This is a genomic window from Ruegeria sp. N11 (assembly GCF_056531525.1).
Window position 1 is genome coordinate 94,358 of the sequence record NZ_JBQFLX010000015.1, and the last position, 13,867, is coordinate 108,224.

Sequence of the window (13,867 nt, forward strand, 5' to 3'; positions counted from 1 at the left end):
GCCGGAGGGAACCATGAAAGCCTTTCTTGCCGCTGTTGCGGCGATGGTCGTTATCACTGTCAGCGCGCCTTATGCTCTGAAACAGGCCGGGTTCAGTGCTGCGGATGCAGGGTCCGGTTCCGCGGTGCGCCTCGACTGAATGTCCCACTACCTGACCACAAAAGAACTGGCCGACCTGCTGCGCATTGGTGAGCGGAAGGCCTATGATCTGGCCTCCTCGGGCGAAGTGCCTTGCGTGCGCGCGATGGGCAAGCTGCTGTTCCCCCGGGCCGAGGTCATCGCCTGGCTGAACGCGTCGCGATCCGGGCCGCAGGTCGCGGAACCGCCGCTTCCCCCGATTGTCGCAGGAAGTCACGATCCCCTACTGGACTGGGCCTTGCGGGAAAGCGGATCGGGTCTGGCAACATATTACGATGGGTCTTTCGACGGCCTGAACCGCCTGAAAGGTCGCAGCGCGCAGGCTGCCGTGTTGCATATCCACGAAGAAAACGGGTTCAACACCCAGGCGATGCGCAACACCTTCGGCGAAGCACCGGTTGTCCTTATCGAGATCGCGCAAAGACAGCGCGGTCTGTTGCTGGCCCCAGGCGTGTCGGGCATCAGGGAATTTGGTGACCTGAAAGCGCGGCGGGTCATACTCCGTCAGGATAGTGCGGCAAGCCAACATCTGTTCGACGTACAACTGTCCGCCTGCGGCCTCACTCGGGATGATCTGGACGCGCTGCCATCCTGCGCCCGAACCGAGGAAGAACTGGCTGTGGCCCTGCACGATGCCAAAGCCGAGGTCGGATTCGGATTGGGGGCCTTGGCCGGGCTTTACAATCTTGGTTTTGTCCCGACGCATACCGAGAGGCTGGACCTTGCAATCTGGCGACGCGCTTATTTTGACGCTCCCCTGCAAAAGCTGCTGGGATTCCTGCGATCAGAACGATTTTCCACTCGAGCAACCGAATTCGGCGGATACGATCTGTCCCGCATGGGAACAGTCCATCATAACGGGGCCAGCGGCTGAGCGCCTGCTTTCATCTGGCGTTTGGGAAGAACAGCTGTTGTCCGTCCAACTGGTAGGACTCGATGGCGGCCTGCCCGTCAGGCCCTGTCAACCAGTCGATAAAACGCTGCCCGGCAGCGGCCCTGACACCCGGATACTTTTCCGGGTTAACCAGAATGATGCCGTATTGGTTGAAAAGGCGCGGATCACCTTCGACGAGTACTTCAAGGTCGCCCTTGTTTCCGAATGACTGCCAGGTGGCCCGATCCGTCAGCGCATAGGCCTGCAACCCGCTTGCCACATTAAGCGTGGCCCCCATTCCCGATCCCGTTTCACTGTACCACCTACCCGACGCTTTGGTCGGATCAATCCCTGCACTGGCCCAATGACGCATTTCGGCCTTGTGGGTTCCGCTGTCATCCCCGCGCGAGGCGAAAGGGGCCTCGGCCTCGGCCACCGCAGACAGGGCGGCCAGAACATCGGAGCCGCCGCGAATACCGGCCGGATCCGACTTGGGGCCTACAAGCACAAAGTCATTGTACATGACGTCAAAGCGTTCGACGCCCCAGCCGTCAGCAACGAACTGCTCTTCGGCGAGCTTTGAGTGCACCAGAAGGACATCGCCGTCCCCATTGATCGCATTCCTGATCGCCTGCCCTGTGCCGACTGCCACGACCCGAACATCAATTCCGGTTTCCGCTTCAAAACCCGGCAGGATGTAATCCAACAGGCCCGAGTTCTGCGTCGATGTGGTCGATTGAACGATGATAAACGGCGCTTCCGCCTGCGCGGGGGCAAGCTGCAGGCCAAACGCTACAACCGCTGCCCGAATGAAGTTTCGGATCATTCAGTTCTCCGTCGAGTTTTCAAGTGACCAGTCCGCCATCAAGGTAGCGTCGCGAGGCTTCGCTTGTCGGCGCCTCAAGTACCTGATTGTCGGCGCCATGTTCAACCACATGACCGGCCTGCATCATGACCACATCTGCCGCCAATCGCCGGGCCTGACCGATGTCGTGCGTCACCATCACGATGCGAACGCCCCGCATGGAAGCCCGCAAGATCATTTGTTCGATTTTCTGCGTCGCGCCTGGGTCAAGTGCGCTGGTCGGTTCGTCCAGAAACAAGGTATCGGGCAATGTAGCCAGTGCCCGAAGAATGGCCAATCGCTGCGCCTCACCTCCGGAAAGGGATCGTGCCGCTTGACGCGCCTTGGCTTCCAGCCCGCCCTCGGTCAGCAACTCTGCAATTCGGTCCCTGCGCTGAGCGTGGTTCAGCCCCTGTCGTTTCAGCACAAAGCCCAGATTGCCCGCAACAGAGCGGCGCAACAGAACCGGCCGTTGAAAGACCATCGCCTGACGCGCCTTGTGTTCGGCATTCAGCGGCACGTTGTCATGAAACACCCGGCCGCCGTCCGGCGCGATCAACCCATGCAGGCACCTGAGAAGAAGGCTTTTACCCGCCCCGTTCGGCCCGAGGATCAACGTCGGGCCAGGCCCGTCCAAAGTCAGTTCCCGCACGTTCAGCAGATCTTTGCCATCGCGCGCGATCCTGAGATCCTTTACCTGCAGTTTTCTATACATTTCACTAGCCAGATCACGCATGGCGTAATCCTTCCCGCTCAGCCCTGAGGCTCAGCGCGCTGACCATTGCATTTACCGCTACCGCAATTCCGATCAGGATCGCCCCAAGGGCCAGCGCAAGCGCCAGATTGCCCTTGGATGTCTCAAGCGCGATGGTGGTCGTCATGACCCGCGTCACGTGATTGATATTGCCGCCGACGATGATCACTGCGCCAACCTCGGCAATGGCCCGCCCGAAGCCCGCAAGCAACGCCGTGACAAGTGCCAGCCGGGCATCCCACAACAAGACCGGAACCGAGGCCAGTCGCGACACGCCAAGCGAGCGCAGTTGCTCCGAATACTCTTCGGCCAGCATCTCGACCACCTGTCGTGTCAATGCTGCGACGATGGGCGTGACCAGAACCACCTGCGCGATGATCATCGCGGTTGGTGTGTAAAGCAGCTGCAAGACTCCTAATGGCCCCGAGCGTGACAGCATCAGATAGACAAGCAACCCCACCACCACGGGCGGCAAACCCATCAGGGCGTTCATCAGAACAATCAGCACTCGGCGTCCCGGAAACCGAGCCACGGCAAGAGCAGCACCCAAGGGCATGCCGATGGCGGCTGAAATCAACACGGCAAAGATCGAAACGCGCAGGGATAGCAGGACGATCGCCCAAAGCTCTGTATCCCCGTTCAGGATCAGAGCCATCGCCTTGCTGAATTCTGATGCAAAATCCTGCATTTCATCCCACTTGAACGCCAACTCGTACGAATTGCATCGATTCACAACGAAATACTAATCGGAAATGATTGTAAGTACAGACACTTTTGCGGCACCTCAAACCAAAAACGCGGCTCGTTTCCGAGCCGCGTTTCTTTGTTTCGGGTAATCCGGTTGTCAGTTCAATGCTGCATCCGTGATCTTATGAGTCCATGCCCCTTCCGGTTCCTTCGTGATGGCGGGGTTTTCCGCGGACACGGCCGACAGAAGCGTCTTCACGGTCTGCTCATAATCGCTGGGGTCAAGCGCGCCATCCGATCCTTCGATAAGCTTTGCGATTTCACCCATCATATAGACCTGATGATCCAGTTCCTGTGCGCCGGTTTCGTCAAACTCCAGCACGATCTCGGCTGCTTCTTCCTGGTTCTCGGCAGCGTATTTCCACCCTTTCATCGAAGCCCGCACAAAGCGCTCCATCTTGTCGACAAAGGCCGGGTCGTCCAGGTTTTCTTCCATGACGTACAGACCATCTTCGAGCATACCAAAGCCCATCTGCAGGTAGTTGAAGGTCACCAGTTCTTCCGGGGTGATACCGGCCTGCAGGATCTGGCGGTACTCGTTGTAGGTCATGGTCGAAATGCAATCAGCCTGCCCCTGAATCAGAGGATCTGCCGAAAACGCCTGCTTCAGAACCGTAACACCGTTTTCATCCGCACCGTCCGTCTCGATTCCCAGAGATGCCATCCATGCATAGAACGGATACTCGTTCCCGAAGAACCAGACACCCATCGTCCGCCCCGGGAAATCTTCCGGAGATTCAACCCCGGTCGACTTCAGGCAGTTGACCTGCAATCCGCCGGTCTTGAAGGGCTGCGCGATGTTGACCAAGGGTACACCCCGCTCACGCGCCGCAAGTCCGGCTGCCATCCATGTGGTGATGACGTCAGCCCCGCCCCCTGCGATGACCTGTTCCGGCGCGATATCCGGGCCGCCGGGCTTGATCGTGACATCCAGCCCTTCTTCGTCATAATAGCCTTTTGCTTCGGCCACGAAATAGCCCGCGAACTGCGCCTGACCGACCCATTTCAACTGTAGCGTCACCTCGTCCGCCGCCAGCGCCGTAGTGGCTGCCAGGCTGAAGGCTGTAACCGCCCCGCTGAGTAGCTTATTCATCTTCATTTCTCCTAGTTGCTATTGGTGCCCCGTTTTCGGGGTCTGTTGAATTCTTTCCTGCGTTATCCTCGTTGTGACGGATGCCAGAATGTCACCGCCTTTTCGATCATAGCCACCAGCCCATAAAAAGCCGTTCCAGCCAGCGCGGCCACGACAATCTCGGCCCAGACCATATCCAGCGACAATTGTCCGACGCTGGTCGAAATTCGAAAGCCCATCCCGACTATGGGCGAACCAAAGAACTCGGCCACGATAGCGCCGATCAGGGCCAAGGTGGTAGAAATCTTTAGTCCGTTGAAAATGAATGGCATCGCCGCAGGAAGGCGGAGTTTCACAAAGCTCTGCCAATAGGTCGCCGCATAGGTCTCCATCAGGTCGCGCTGCATGGTTGTCGCTTCGCGCAGGCCAGCCACGGTGTTGACCAGCATGGGAAAGAACACCATCACAACCACGACGGCGGCCTTGGAATGCCAGTCGAACCCGTACCACATCACCAGAATGGGTGCGGTGCCCACGATCGGCAGCGCAGCAACGAAGTTACCAACCGGCAGCAGACCCAGGCGCAGGAAATCCCACCGGTCCACGGCAATCGCCATCAGAAACGCCGCGCCGCAACCAATCACATATCCGCTGAAGGCGCCTTTGATGATCGTCTGCACGAAATCGGCCCAGAGGATCGGCAAACTGTCCGCAAACCGCAGCGCGATAACCGACGGTGCGGGCAGAATGACCAGAGGAACATCCAGCCCACGCACCAGCATTTCCCAGATGCCAACAACCGTCAGCCCGAAAACCAGAGGGGCCAGAAACCTGACCATGCGCGTGTCGGCCCAGGGACCACTGGCCAGCCGGCTGTTCAGCCACCAGCCGAACACCCACAACAGGACTGCACCAAAAACCAGTATCATTGCGCCATCCCCATGCGTTTCAGTACCGCCCGTTCAATCAGACCCAACAGACCCACTAGGCAAGCCGCCAGAATGGCCGCCGCGAACAGGGCTGACCAGATCTGAACCGTCTGACCGTAGTAGCTGCCTGCCAGCAGCCGCGCGCCCAGACCGGCAACCGCACCTGTCGGCAGTTCTCCGACAATTGCGCCGACCAGCGATGCTGCGATGCCGATTTTTAGCGAAGCGAACAGGTACGGCATCGATGCGGGCAGGCGCAGTTTCCAGAACCCCTGCGACGTGTTGGCATTGTAGGTCCGCAGCAGGTCAAGTTGCATGGCATCCGGGCTGCGCAAGCCTTTGACCATGCCGACAACAACCGGGAAAAAGCTCAGGTAGGCCGAGATGATCGCCTTGGGAATAATCCCCTGAACACCCACCGAATACAGAACGACGATGATCATCGGTGCCAACGCAATGATCGGGATCGTTTGGCTGACAATGGCCCAGGGCATAACAGACAGGTCCATGACCCGGCTATGGACAATCCCAACGGCCAGCAAAATGCCAAGCCCGGTACCAATGACAAAACCCAGAATCGTGGCGCTTAAGGTTACCCAACCATGATACACCAGCGACCGCTTGGAGGTGATATTCTTGCCTATCGTGGTCTCCCACAGCTCGATCGCGACCTGGTGCGGGGATGGCAGGCGCGGTTTTTTCTGCTCCCACGTGGCGGGGATCGCAAAGCTGTTGCTCAAAACCAGCCTGGCCTCTCCCATGTCGCGGCGCGCGCTGGCGGTCGGCGGCTGAACCTCGGCCCCGCCGCGCTCAAGCTCGGACAGCACACCCTTGATGTTCATCGGAACACAGGCGGCGTACCAAATGGCAACGATAGCAGCCACGACTGTCAACACGGCAACAATCTGCTTCATGCACGCCACTCCATCCGGATCACTGGCAGGGTTTCGGGCGGCACGGGCGGCTCCGTTCCGGCCTCGACAAACCCTTCCCGGCGATAGAACCTTTGCGCTGCCTTGTTCGGCTCATGTGTTGTCAGCCACAGAAAATCGCGATTTTCCTTGGCCTTGTCCAACAACCGCTTACCAATCCCCTTGCCGGTTCGCAGGCAGTATAATGCGCCGACCTTGCACGCCACGGGATCAACGGACATGTAGCAGTCTACCGGGTCGCCCACGACCCAGATTTCGCGTTGCGGAAAGGCCTCATTGATCAATCCGGCAAGCTTTTCCACGGGCAGTTCTTCGGGCATCCAGCATGTTGCCTTCATCCAAGTCGAGATTACTTGTGCGCAGGCCGGGACATCGTCCCGCTCTGCCCGTCTGATAGATTCACCCGGCATCAGACGTCATCCCCGTGACCGGCACGCAGCCCCTCGCGCACGCGGTGGGCCACCTCAATGAATTCCGGAGAATCCCGGATGTCCAAAGGCCGTTCCTTGGGCAGCGGGCTGTCGATCACATCCGTGATCCGTCCCGGACGCGGGCTCATCACTACGATCTTGGTGCTCAGATACACCGCCTCGGGGATCGAGTGGGTCACAAACCCGATTGTCTTTTCCGTCCGCGCCCACAGCGCAAGAAGCTGTTCGTTCAGGTGGTCGCGCACGATTTCGTCCAAAGCGCCGAAAGGTTCGTCCATCAGCAGGATATCGGCATCAAAAGCCAGCGCCCTGGCAATACTGGCACGTTGCTGCATCCCACCGGATAGCTGCCAAGGAAACTTGCCACCAAACCCTTCAAGATCAACAAGTTCCAGAACGTTCTTCACACGCTCATCCTGCTCGGCCGCCGAGTACCCCATGATCTCAAGCGGCAGCTTGATGTTCTTGGCGATGGTCCGCCAGGGATACAGCCCCGCCGCCTGAAACACATAGCCATAGGCCCGGTTCCGCCGCGCTTCATCCGGGGTCATGCCGTTTACTGTCAGGGTTCCCCCGGTCGGGGTTTCAAGCGCCGCGATACAGCGTAGGAAGGTGGTCTTGCCACAGCCCGAGGGGCCGATGAAACTGACAAAGTCGCCCTTGTCGATCGACAGGTTTACATCTTTCAGGGCGTGGATCGGCCCGTCATTTGTCTGGAAGGTGAGGTCCAGCTGTTTTGCCTGAATGACGGGCTGTTCATTACTTGTCATTTTTGTCCTTTCACCGACAAACGCTCAAAACCGTCGCGTAGGTCTGGTCAGGGTTTGCAAGGACAAACCCCTCGTGTCCATCACTGTAGAAATCCCATGTAAAGTCATAGGTTTCTTCATAGCCGATGCATTTCGCCGTCAGTGTCGATATCTGTCCATCTTGATTTCCAACAACCAAGACATCGCAGGCGGTTTCGTAAAACAGCAACCGCCCTTCTTTCAACAAGGCCATGTCTGTTGCCTCGGCGGTGCTGCGTTCAAAGTGAACGTCGCATCCCGAGTTGTTGCCATATACCGGAAAACCTGACTGCGCATACGCGACAGTTCCGCTACATAGCAACGAAGCCATTGAACAAAGTAGTCCGCGCAAATCACACACCTGTCGCCGGAATACCCGTGCGTTCCACCGGTCGTGGGGCAGTCAGGTCTTTCCAGGTGCTCAGCGCCTTGTTCACATGGGTATTCGCCTCACGCGCAACAAACTGACCGTGCCCCTCCTGAGTCCTGATCTCGCCATCATGCACCGCGACATGCCCACGGCTGAGCGTGAAACGTGGCAGACCCTTGACCTCTTTGCCTTCAAAGACGTTGTAGTCGATCGAGGATTGTTGCGTGCCCGCGCTGATGGTTTTGGTCTTTTCGGGATCCCAGACCACCAGATCGGCATCCGCGCCCACCAGAACCGAACCCTTTTTCGGATAGCAATTCAATATCTTGGCGATGTTTGTTGATGTAACCGCCACAAACTCGTTCGGCGTCAGCCGCCCTGTTTCAACACCATGGGTCCAAAGCATCGGCATCCGGTCTTCCAACCCGCCGGTCCCATTGGGGATCTTGGTGAAATCGCCGACACCGTACCGCTTCTGCTCGGTCGTAAAGGCGCAATGGTCGGTTGCCACCACGCTCAGCGATCCCGATTGCAGACCCGCCCACAGACTGTCCTGATGCTGCTTGTTGCGGAACGGCGGGCTCATCACCCTGCGCGCCGCATGATCCCAGTCCTGGTTGAAATACTCGCTTTCATCCAGCGTCAGATGCTGAATCAGCGGCTCGCCCCATACGCGCTTGCCCTGCATTCTGGCCCGGCGGATGGCCTCATGCGCCTCTTCACACGAGGTGTGCACGACATAGAGCGGCACGCCCGCCATGTCGGCGATCATGATGGCACGGTTGGTCGCCTCGCCTTCGACCTGAGGCGGTCGGGAATAGGCGTGCGCCTCGGGGCCGGTATTTCCTTCAGCCAGCAGTTTGGCGCTGAGTTCCGCGACTACATCACCGTTTTCGGCATGCACCAACGCAGTCCCGCCCAGTTCGGCCAGACGCCTGAAGGATGCAAACAACTCGTCATCATTCACCATCAGCGCGCCCTTGTAGGCCATGAAGTGCTTGAACGTGTTGATACCCCGCGTCTCGATCACGGTCTTGATGTCGTCAAAGACCTGCTCGCCCCACCATGTTACTGCCATGTGGAAGGAATAGTCGCAGTTTGCACGCGTCGATTTATTGTCCCAGCGTTTCAGGGCATCCAGCAGGCTTTCCCCTGGATTCGGCAATGCGAAATCGACGACCATGGTGGTCCCGCCGGCCAGCGCCGCCCGCGTGCCGCTTTCGAAGTCGTCACTGGAATAGGTTCCCATAAACGGCATTTCCAGATGCGTATGCGGGTCAATTCCACCGGGCATGACATAACACCCGGTTGCATCCAGTTCCTTGTCGCCTTTCAAATCTGGGCCAATTTCCGTGATTACACCGGCTTCGATCTTTACGTCAGCCTTGTACGTCAAATCGGCGGTGACGATTGTTCCGTTCCTGATAACAGTGCTCATGTCAAACTCCCTGTTGCGGTCTGCGCCGCTTGCTTCATCTGGCCAAAAGTATCCCGGGGGAGACGCCCAGCGGGCGACGGGGGCAGAGCCCCCTACTCCACAATCTCCGCAGTTTCGACGACCGCGTGAAACAGAACATCCGCCCCGGCAGCAGCCCATTCCTTGCTGATCTCTTCGGCCTCGTTGTGGCTCAGGCCATCTACACACGGACACATCACCATCGCCGTCGGGGCAACGCGATTGATCCAGCAGGCGTCGTGCCCGGCGCCGGATATGATATCTGTATGGGAATACCCCAAACGATCAGCCGCGCTTCGAACCGCTGCAACGCAGGTCTCGTCGAACTTCACCGGGTCAAAACCGCCGACTTTCTCAAATTCGATCTGAAGCCCCATTTCATCCACGATGTCCTCGGCAGCAACACGCAGCCGGTTTTCCATGTCGGTGATCACGTCCAATTCGGGCGAGCGGAAATCGACCGTGAACACCACCTTGCCCGGGATCACATTTCGGGAATTGGGGTAGACGTCGATATGCCCTGCCGCCCCAACCGCGTGGGGCGCGTGGGACCACGCAATTTCGTCCACTTTCTCAAGGATGTGCGCCATGGCCAGACCCGCATTCTTGCGCATCGGCATCGGGGTCGAGCCAGTATGGGCGTCTTTGCCGGTAACCGTGATCTGGGTCCAGCTCAGGCCCTGGCCATGCGTGACAACGCCGATGTCCTTTTCCTCGGCCTCCAGGATGGGGCCCTGTTCGATATGCAGTTCAAAAAAGGCGTGCATTTTTCGCGCACCGACTTCCTCGTCTCCTCGCCAGCCAATGCGTTTCAGCTCATCGCCAAACTTCTTGCCTTCCGCGTCTTCCCGGTCATAGGCCCAGTCCTGCGTGTGCATTCCCGCAAACACGCCCGAGGACAACATGGCCGGCGCATATCTGGTGCCTTCCTCGTTGGTCCAGTTGGTCGCAACGATCGGGTGCTTCGTCTTGATCCCCAGGTCATTGAGTGTCCGGATGATCTCCAACCCGCCCAGCACACCCAGCACACCGTCGTATTTCCCGCCGGTCGGCTGCGTATCCAGGTGCGACCCAACATAGACCGGCAGAGCATCAGGGTCAGAGCCTTCGCGATGGGCGAACATGTTGCCCATCTGATCCAGTCCCATGGTGCAACCGGCCTCCTCACACCATTTCTGGAACAGCGCGCGCCCTTCGGCATCTTCGTCCGTCAATGTCTGGCGGTTATTGCCGCCCGCAACGCCGGGGCCGATCTTTGCCATCTCCATCAGACTATCCCACAGCCTGTCTCCATTAATTCTGAGATTCTGCGCCGGAGCTGCCATCTGTTTTCCCCTGTTGCTTGCGATTTGGCTCGCTTTTGGTGTCTTGATTTGACCATCTGGTCAAACTCACGCTATCACGGGTTCGACATCAGTCAAGAAATTGCATCGCGTCGACGGAAATTTAAGCATAATCAGCACCCGTCGGACAAAAATTGGGGTAACTGGGATCAATGCCAAAAGACCGTGCGCCTACCCGAATTCAGAAAAAGAACCGCGCAGCGATTCTCGAGGCGGCGCTGAACGTTTTTTCAGCCCATGGATTCCGCGGTGCGACGGTGGACCAAATCGCAGCCGAAGCCGGATTGAGCAAACCGAACCTTCTGTATTACTTCCCTTCGAAGGAGGCGATTCACACCGCCCTTCTGTCCGGGCTTCTGGACGTGTGGCTGGCCCCGCTTCACGATCTGGACGAAAACGGCGATCCGCTGGAAGAGATCCTGTCTTACATCAACCGCAAGCTCCAGATGAGCCAGGAGTTACCCCGTGAAAGCCGCCTGTTTGCCAATGAACTGGTTCAGGGCGCGCCTCGTATCCGGGATAATCTGTCCAATGACCTGAAGTCTCTGGTCGACCAAAAAACTGCTGTTTTGACTACCTGGATGGATCAGGGCAAAATTGCCCGTCTTCACCCCTATCATCTGATATTTTCCATCTGGTCCCTGACCCAGCACTACGCCGATTTTGAAGTGCAGGTCCGGGCAATTCTTGGTGAGGAGGACCCGTTCGAAGGCGCAGCGCCCTTTATGGAAACCTTGTACCGCAAACTGTTAACCCCTTGAGAAGAAGTTAACCGATTGGATGAATGGTTTTGTTCTTGCAACCAGACCGAAGGCAGATCTCTGAATTGAACGACAAGCTGACCGTGCGTGGTTTGTAGGAGAAATTAGGCGGTGCGGGTATCATCTTATCCGCACCGCCAACCAATGAACCTTTACCTGTCACAATGGGCCGACCGATTTTCTGATCCGAAGAAACTCGATGCGTTTTCTCGGATCAGGTTTTCGTCCAAAAGATACTGGATTATTCAGCCGCTTTAGCCATTGGGTTGTTCGGATGCGTGGTCCAGTTCGCATAACCGGGCTCAACGACCTTTTGTGTGCGTGGGTCGATCTCCCCTGCTGCCATCGGCTCCATCGAGATACATCCTTCGACCGGACAGACATCGACGCACAGGTTACAGGCCACACATTCATCATCCATCACTTCAAAAACGCGATCGGCGGACATCGAAATCGCCTGATGGCTGGTGTCCTCGCAGGCGGCATAGCATCTGCCGCACTTGATGCACTGGTCCTGATCGATCTTGGCTTTGGCGACGTAGTTCAGGTTCAGGTATTGCCAGTCCGTGACATTCGGCACCGCCAGACCAACGATTTCGGACACGTCGGAATAGCCCTTTTCATCCATCCATTTGGACAGACCGGCCGTCAGTTCATCGATGATCTTGAACCCATAGGTCATCGCCGCCGTGCAGACCTGAACAGTGCCGCACCCCAGCGCCATGAATTCCGCAGCATCGCGCCAGGTGGTCACGCCACCGATGCCTGAAATCGGCAGCCCATGGGTTGCCTCTGCGCGCGCAATCTCGGACACCATCGACAAGGCAATCGGCTTGACCGCCGGCCCGCAATAACCACCGTGGCTGCCCTTACCGTCAATCGAGGGTTCGGGGCTGAACGTGTCCAGATTGACGCTGGTGATCGAGTTGATCGTGTTGATCAGCGATACGGCATCCGCACCACCGTTCTTTGCCGCAGCAGCGGGTTTGCGGACATCGGTGATATTCGGTGTCAGCTTCACGATGACCGGGCGGTCATAGTATTTTTTGCACCACCGGGTAACCATCTCGATATATTCCGGAACCTGTCCGACGGCCGACCCCATTCCCCGCTCGCTCATCCCGTGTGGACAACCGAAGTTCAGCTCGATCCCGTCCGCTCCGGTTTCTGCGACGCGCGGCAGGATGGCTTTCCATGCCTCTTCCTCGCACGGCACCATGATCGAGGCGATCAGCGCCCGGTCAGGATAGTCTGCTTTGACCCGCGCCATCTCCTCGAGGTTTACTTCAAGCGGGCGGTCGGTGATCAGTTCGATGTTGTTCAGGCCCAGCAGGCGACGATCCGCGCCGTAAATGGCCCCGTAGCGCGGACCATTCACATTCACGACCGGCGGCCCTTCGGCACCAAGCGTTTTCCACACGACACCGCCCCATCCAGCCTCGAATGCGCGTCGTACGTTGTATTCCTTGTCCGTCGGCGGCGCGGATGCCAGCCAGTAAGGGTTGGGGCTGGAAATTCCCAGAAAGTCAGTTGTCAGATTGGCCATGGGTTCTCCTTACCGGGTTAACCGGTTTTCTTGAAAATCATCTCGGTCGGGCGGATGCGCCCGGCGTCAAGGTTTGCGACATAATTTTTGAACTTCTCAGGGGCAGTATCACCCATCATCAGATGGATCCCCAGCGGTGCGGGGCCGCTTTCGGCCGTGCGGGCAAAGACCTCTTCAAAGAACGCTTTCGCGAATTCCGAGCGGTCGTTTTCCGTGATCAGTTCAAATCCAACAGCCGAGGCCGCGTCTTTGTACGCACCAGGCGTGTCCACGAACGAGGTGTCGGGCGTCGTCGACCAGGGCAATGGAAAGACCATCGGTTCATCCACCGCACCGCCCATCACGTCAAACAGCGCAAAGGTGCCACCTTTTGCCAGCACCCTAGCCACTTCGGCGAACAGGCGTTGTTTGTCCTGAATGTTCATACCGACATGCAGCATAACGGCAAGGTCAAAGCTGGCGTTCGGCACCGGCATGTCCAAAGCGCTTCCGGTCAGAAAACGCACCTTGCCTTCAAGACCGACAATTGCACTGAGGGCGGTTGCCGTCTCGACGAACTCAGGGGTCAGATCGATGCCCGTAACGGTCGAGGTGTAGCGGTCCGCAATGTAGCGCGACGTTCCACCGATACCGCAACCGATATCCAGCACCTGCGTTGCGTGGGTCGGCGAAAGCTGCGCGAACAGATGATCCGTCGCAGCAACTCCGCCTGTGTGGAATTCGTCGCCCGCTTTCAGATCGGCAACCGTGGCCGCGTCCGGGTCGATACCGCTCTGCCGTAGCGCATCGCGAACGCGTTCTGTCAGTTCACCTGTCGTATAGTGGCGGGCAACGGCTTCTTCGATCCGGGACATGGCAACACCTCAGCAATGCGATTGAAAG

16 protein-coding genes are annotated in these 13,867 nt (G+C 58.1%); 3 read left to right on the forward strand and 13 right to left on the reverse strand.

Annotated elements, in window-relative coordinates; all coding sequences use genetic code 11:
- The first annotated feature begins 13 nt into the window (after nucleotides 1-13).
- Nucleotides 14-139 (forward strand): hypothetical protein, encoded by a 126-nt coding sequence (locus ACR0J8_RS16360; protein ID WP_321253456.1) that lies wholly within the window; start codon nucleotides 14-16, stop codon nucleotides 137-139.
- On the forward strand, nucleotides 140-1,012 hold the full coding sequence (locus tag ACR0J8_RS16365) for a substrate-binding domain-containing protein (RefSeq protein WP_480525982.1): 873 nt from the start codon (nucleotides 140-142) through the stop codon (nucleotides 1,010-1,012).
- A gap of 10 nt (nucleotides 1,013-1,022) precedes the next feature.
- Here the strand turns inward: ACR0J8_RS16365 and ACR0J8_RS16370 are convergent, their stop codons facing one another.
- The 11 genes from ACR0J8_RS16370 to ACR0J8_RS16420 all read right to left on the reverse strand — a co-directional run bounded on the left by ACR0J8_RS16370 (nucleotide 1,023) and on the right by ACR0J8_RS16420 (nucleotide 10,660).
- Entirely contained in the window at nucleotides 1,023-1,838 is an 816-nt protein-coding gene (locus ACR0J8_RS16370; RefSeq protein ID WP_321253460.1) for an ABC transporter substrate-binding protein, read from the reverse strand.
- Between the two features lie 19 nt (nucleotides 1,839-1,857).
- Nucleotides 1,858-2,592, reverse strand: a complete 735-nt coding sequence (locus ACR0J8_RS16375; RefSeq protein WP_480525979.1) for an ATP-binding cassette domain-containing protein — start codon at nucleotides 2,590-2,592, stop codon at nucleotides 1,858-1,860.
- Nucleotides 2,585-3,298 carry an ABC transporter permease gene (locus tag ACR0J8_RS16380; RefSeq protein ID WP_170676683.1) on the reverse strand — a complete coding sequence of 238 codons (714 nt, stop codon included), beginning with the start codon at nucleotides 3,296-3,298 and terminating at the stop codon, nucleotides 2,585-2,587. Before ACR0J8_RS16380 ends, ACR0J8_RS16375 begins: the two co-directional genes overlap by 8 nt.
- Before the next feature lie 156 nt (nucleotides 3,299-3,454).
- Complete coding sequence (locus ACR0J8_RS16385) at nucleotides 3,455-4,450, reverse strand: ABC transporter substrate-binding protein (RefSeq protein ID WP_170616174.1); 996 nt, start codon at nucleotides 4,448-4,450, stop codon at nucleotides 3,455-3,457.
- A 62-nt stretch (nucleotides 4,451-4,512) separates the two neighbouring features.
- Nucleotides 4,513-5,358, reverse strand: a complete 846-nt coding sequence (locus ACR0J8_RS16390) for an ABC transporter permease (RefSeq protein ID WP_170616172.1) — start codon at nucleotides 5,356-5,358, stop codon at nucleotides 4,513-4,515.
- Nucleotides 5,355-6,272 carry an ABC transporter permease gene (locus ACR0J8_RS16395; RefSeq protein ID WP_480489694.1) on the reverse strand — a complete coding sequence of 306 codons (918 nt, stop codon included), beginning with the start codon at nucleotides 6,270-6,272 and terminating at the stop codon, nucleotides 5,355-5,357. Before ACR0J8_RS16395 ends, ACR0J8_RS16390 begins: the two co-directional genes overlap by 4 nt.
- Nucleotides 6,269-6,700: a GNAT family N-acetyltransferase gene (locus tag ACR0J8_RS16400; protein ID WP_170616168.1), complete on the reverse strand. Its 432-nt coding sequence runs from the start codon at nucleotides 6,698-6,700 to the stop codon at nucleotides 6,269-6,271. Before ACR0J8_RS16400 ends, ACR0J8_RS16395 begins: the two co-directional genes overlap by 4 nt.
- Nucleotides 6,700-7,491 carry an ABC transporter ATP-binding protein gene (locus tag ACR0J8_RS16405; protein ID WP_170616166.1) on the reverse strand — a complete coding sequence of 264 codons (792 nt, stop codon included), beginning with the start codon at nucleotides 7,489-7,491 and terminating at the stop codon, nucleotides 6,700-6,702. Before ACR0J8_RS16405 ends, ACR0J8_RS16400 begins: the two co-directional genes overlap by 1 nt.
- A 10-nt stretch (nucleotides 7,492-7,501) precedes the next feature.
- A complete protein-coding gene (locus ACR0J8_RS16410) occupies nucleotides 7,502-7,723 on the reverse strand; it encodes a hypothetical protein (protein ID WP_170619039.1) in 222 nt (73 codons plus the stop codon).
- A 139-nt stretch (nucleotides 7,724-7,862) separates the two neighbouring features.
- Nucleotides 7,863-9,317: a dihydropyrimidinase gene (gene hydA / locus ACR0J8_RS16415; RefSeq protein WP_480891184.1), complete on the reverse strand. Its 1,455-nt coding sequence runs from the start codon at nucleotides 9,315-9,317 to the stop codon at nucleotides 7,863-7,865.
- Nucleotides 9,318-9,409: 92 nt separating this feature from the next.
- On the reverse strand, nucleotides 9,410-10,660 hold the full coding sequence (locus tag ACR0J8_RS16420) for a Zn-dependent hydrolase (protein WP_480525975.1): 1,251 nt from the start codon (nucleotides 10,658-10,660) through the stop codon (nucleotides 9,410-9,412).
- Between the two features lie 170 nt (nucleotides 10,661-10,830).
- Here ACR0J8_RS16420 and ACR0J8_RS16425 point away from each other — a divergent pair, with 170 nt between their 5' ends.
- A complete protein-coding gene (locus ACR0J8_RS16425; protein WP_170616158.1) occupies nucleotides 10,831-11,439 on the forward strand; it encodes a TetR family transcriptional regulator C-terminal domain-containing protein in 609 nt (202 codons plus the stop codon).
- 241 nt (nucleotides 11,440-11,680) lie between these two features.
- Here ACR0J8_RS16425 and preA read toward each other — a convergent pair whose 3' ends face one another.
- Together preA and ACR0J8_RS16435 are read right to left on the reverse strand one after the other, a co-directional pair.
- Complete coding sequence (gene preA / locus ACR0J8_RS16430; protein ID WP_170616156.1) at nucleotides 11,681-12,985, reverse strand: NAD-dependent dihydropyrimidine dehydrogenase subunit PreA; 1,305 nt, start codon at nucleotides 12,983-12,985, stop codon at nucleotides 11,681-11,683.
- A 17-nt stretch (nucleotides 12,986-13,002) separates the two neighbouring features.
- Entirely contained in the window at nucleotides 13,003-13,839 is an 837-nt protein-coding gene (locus tag ACR0J8_RS16435) for a class I SAM-dependent methyltransferase (protein ID WP_480525973.1), read from the reverse strand.
- Between the last annotated feature and the right edge of the window lie 28 nt (nucleotides 13,840-13,867).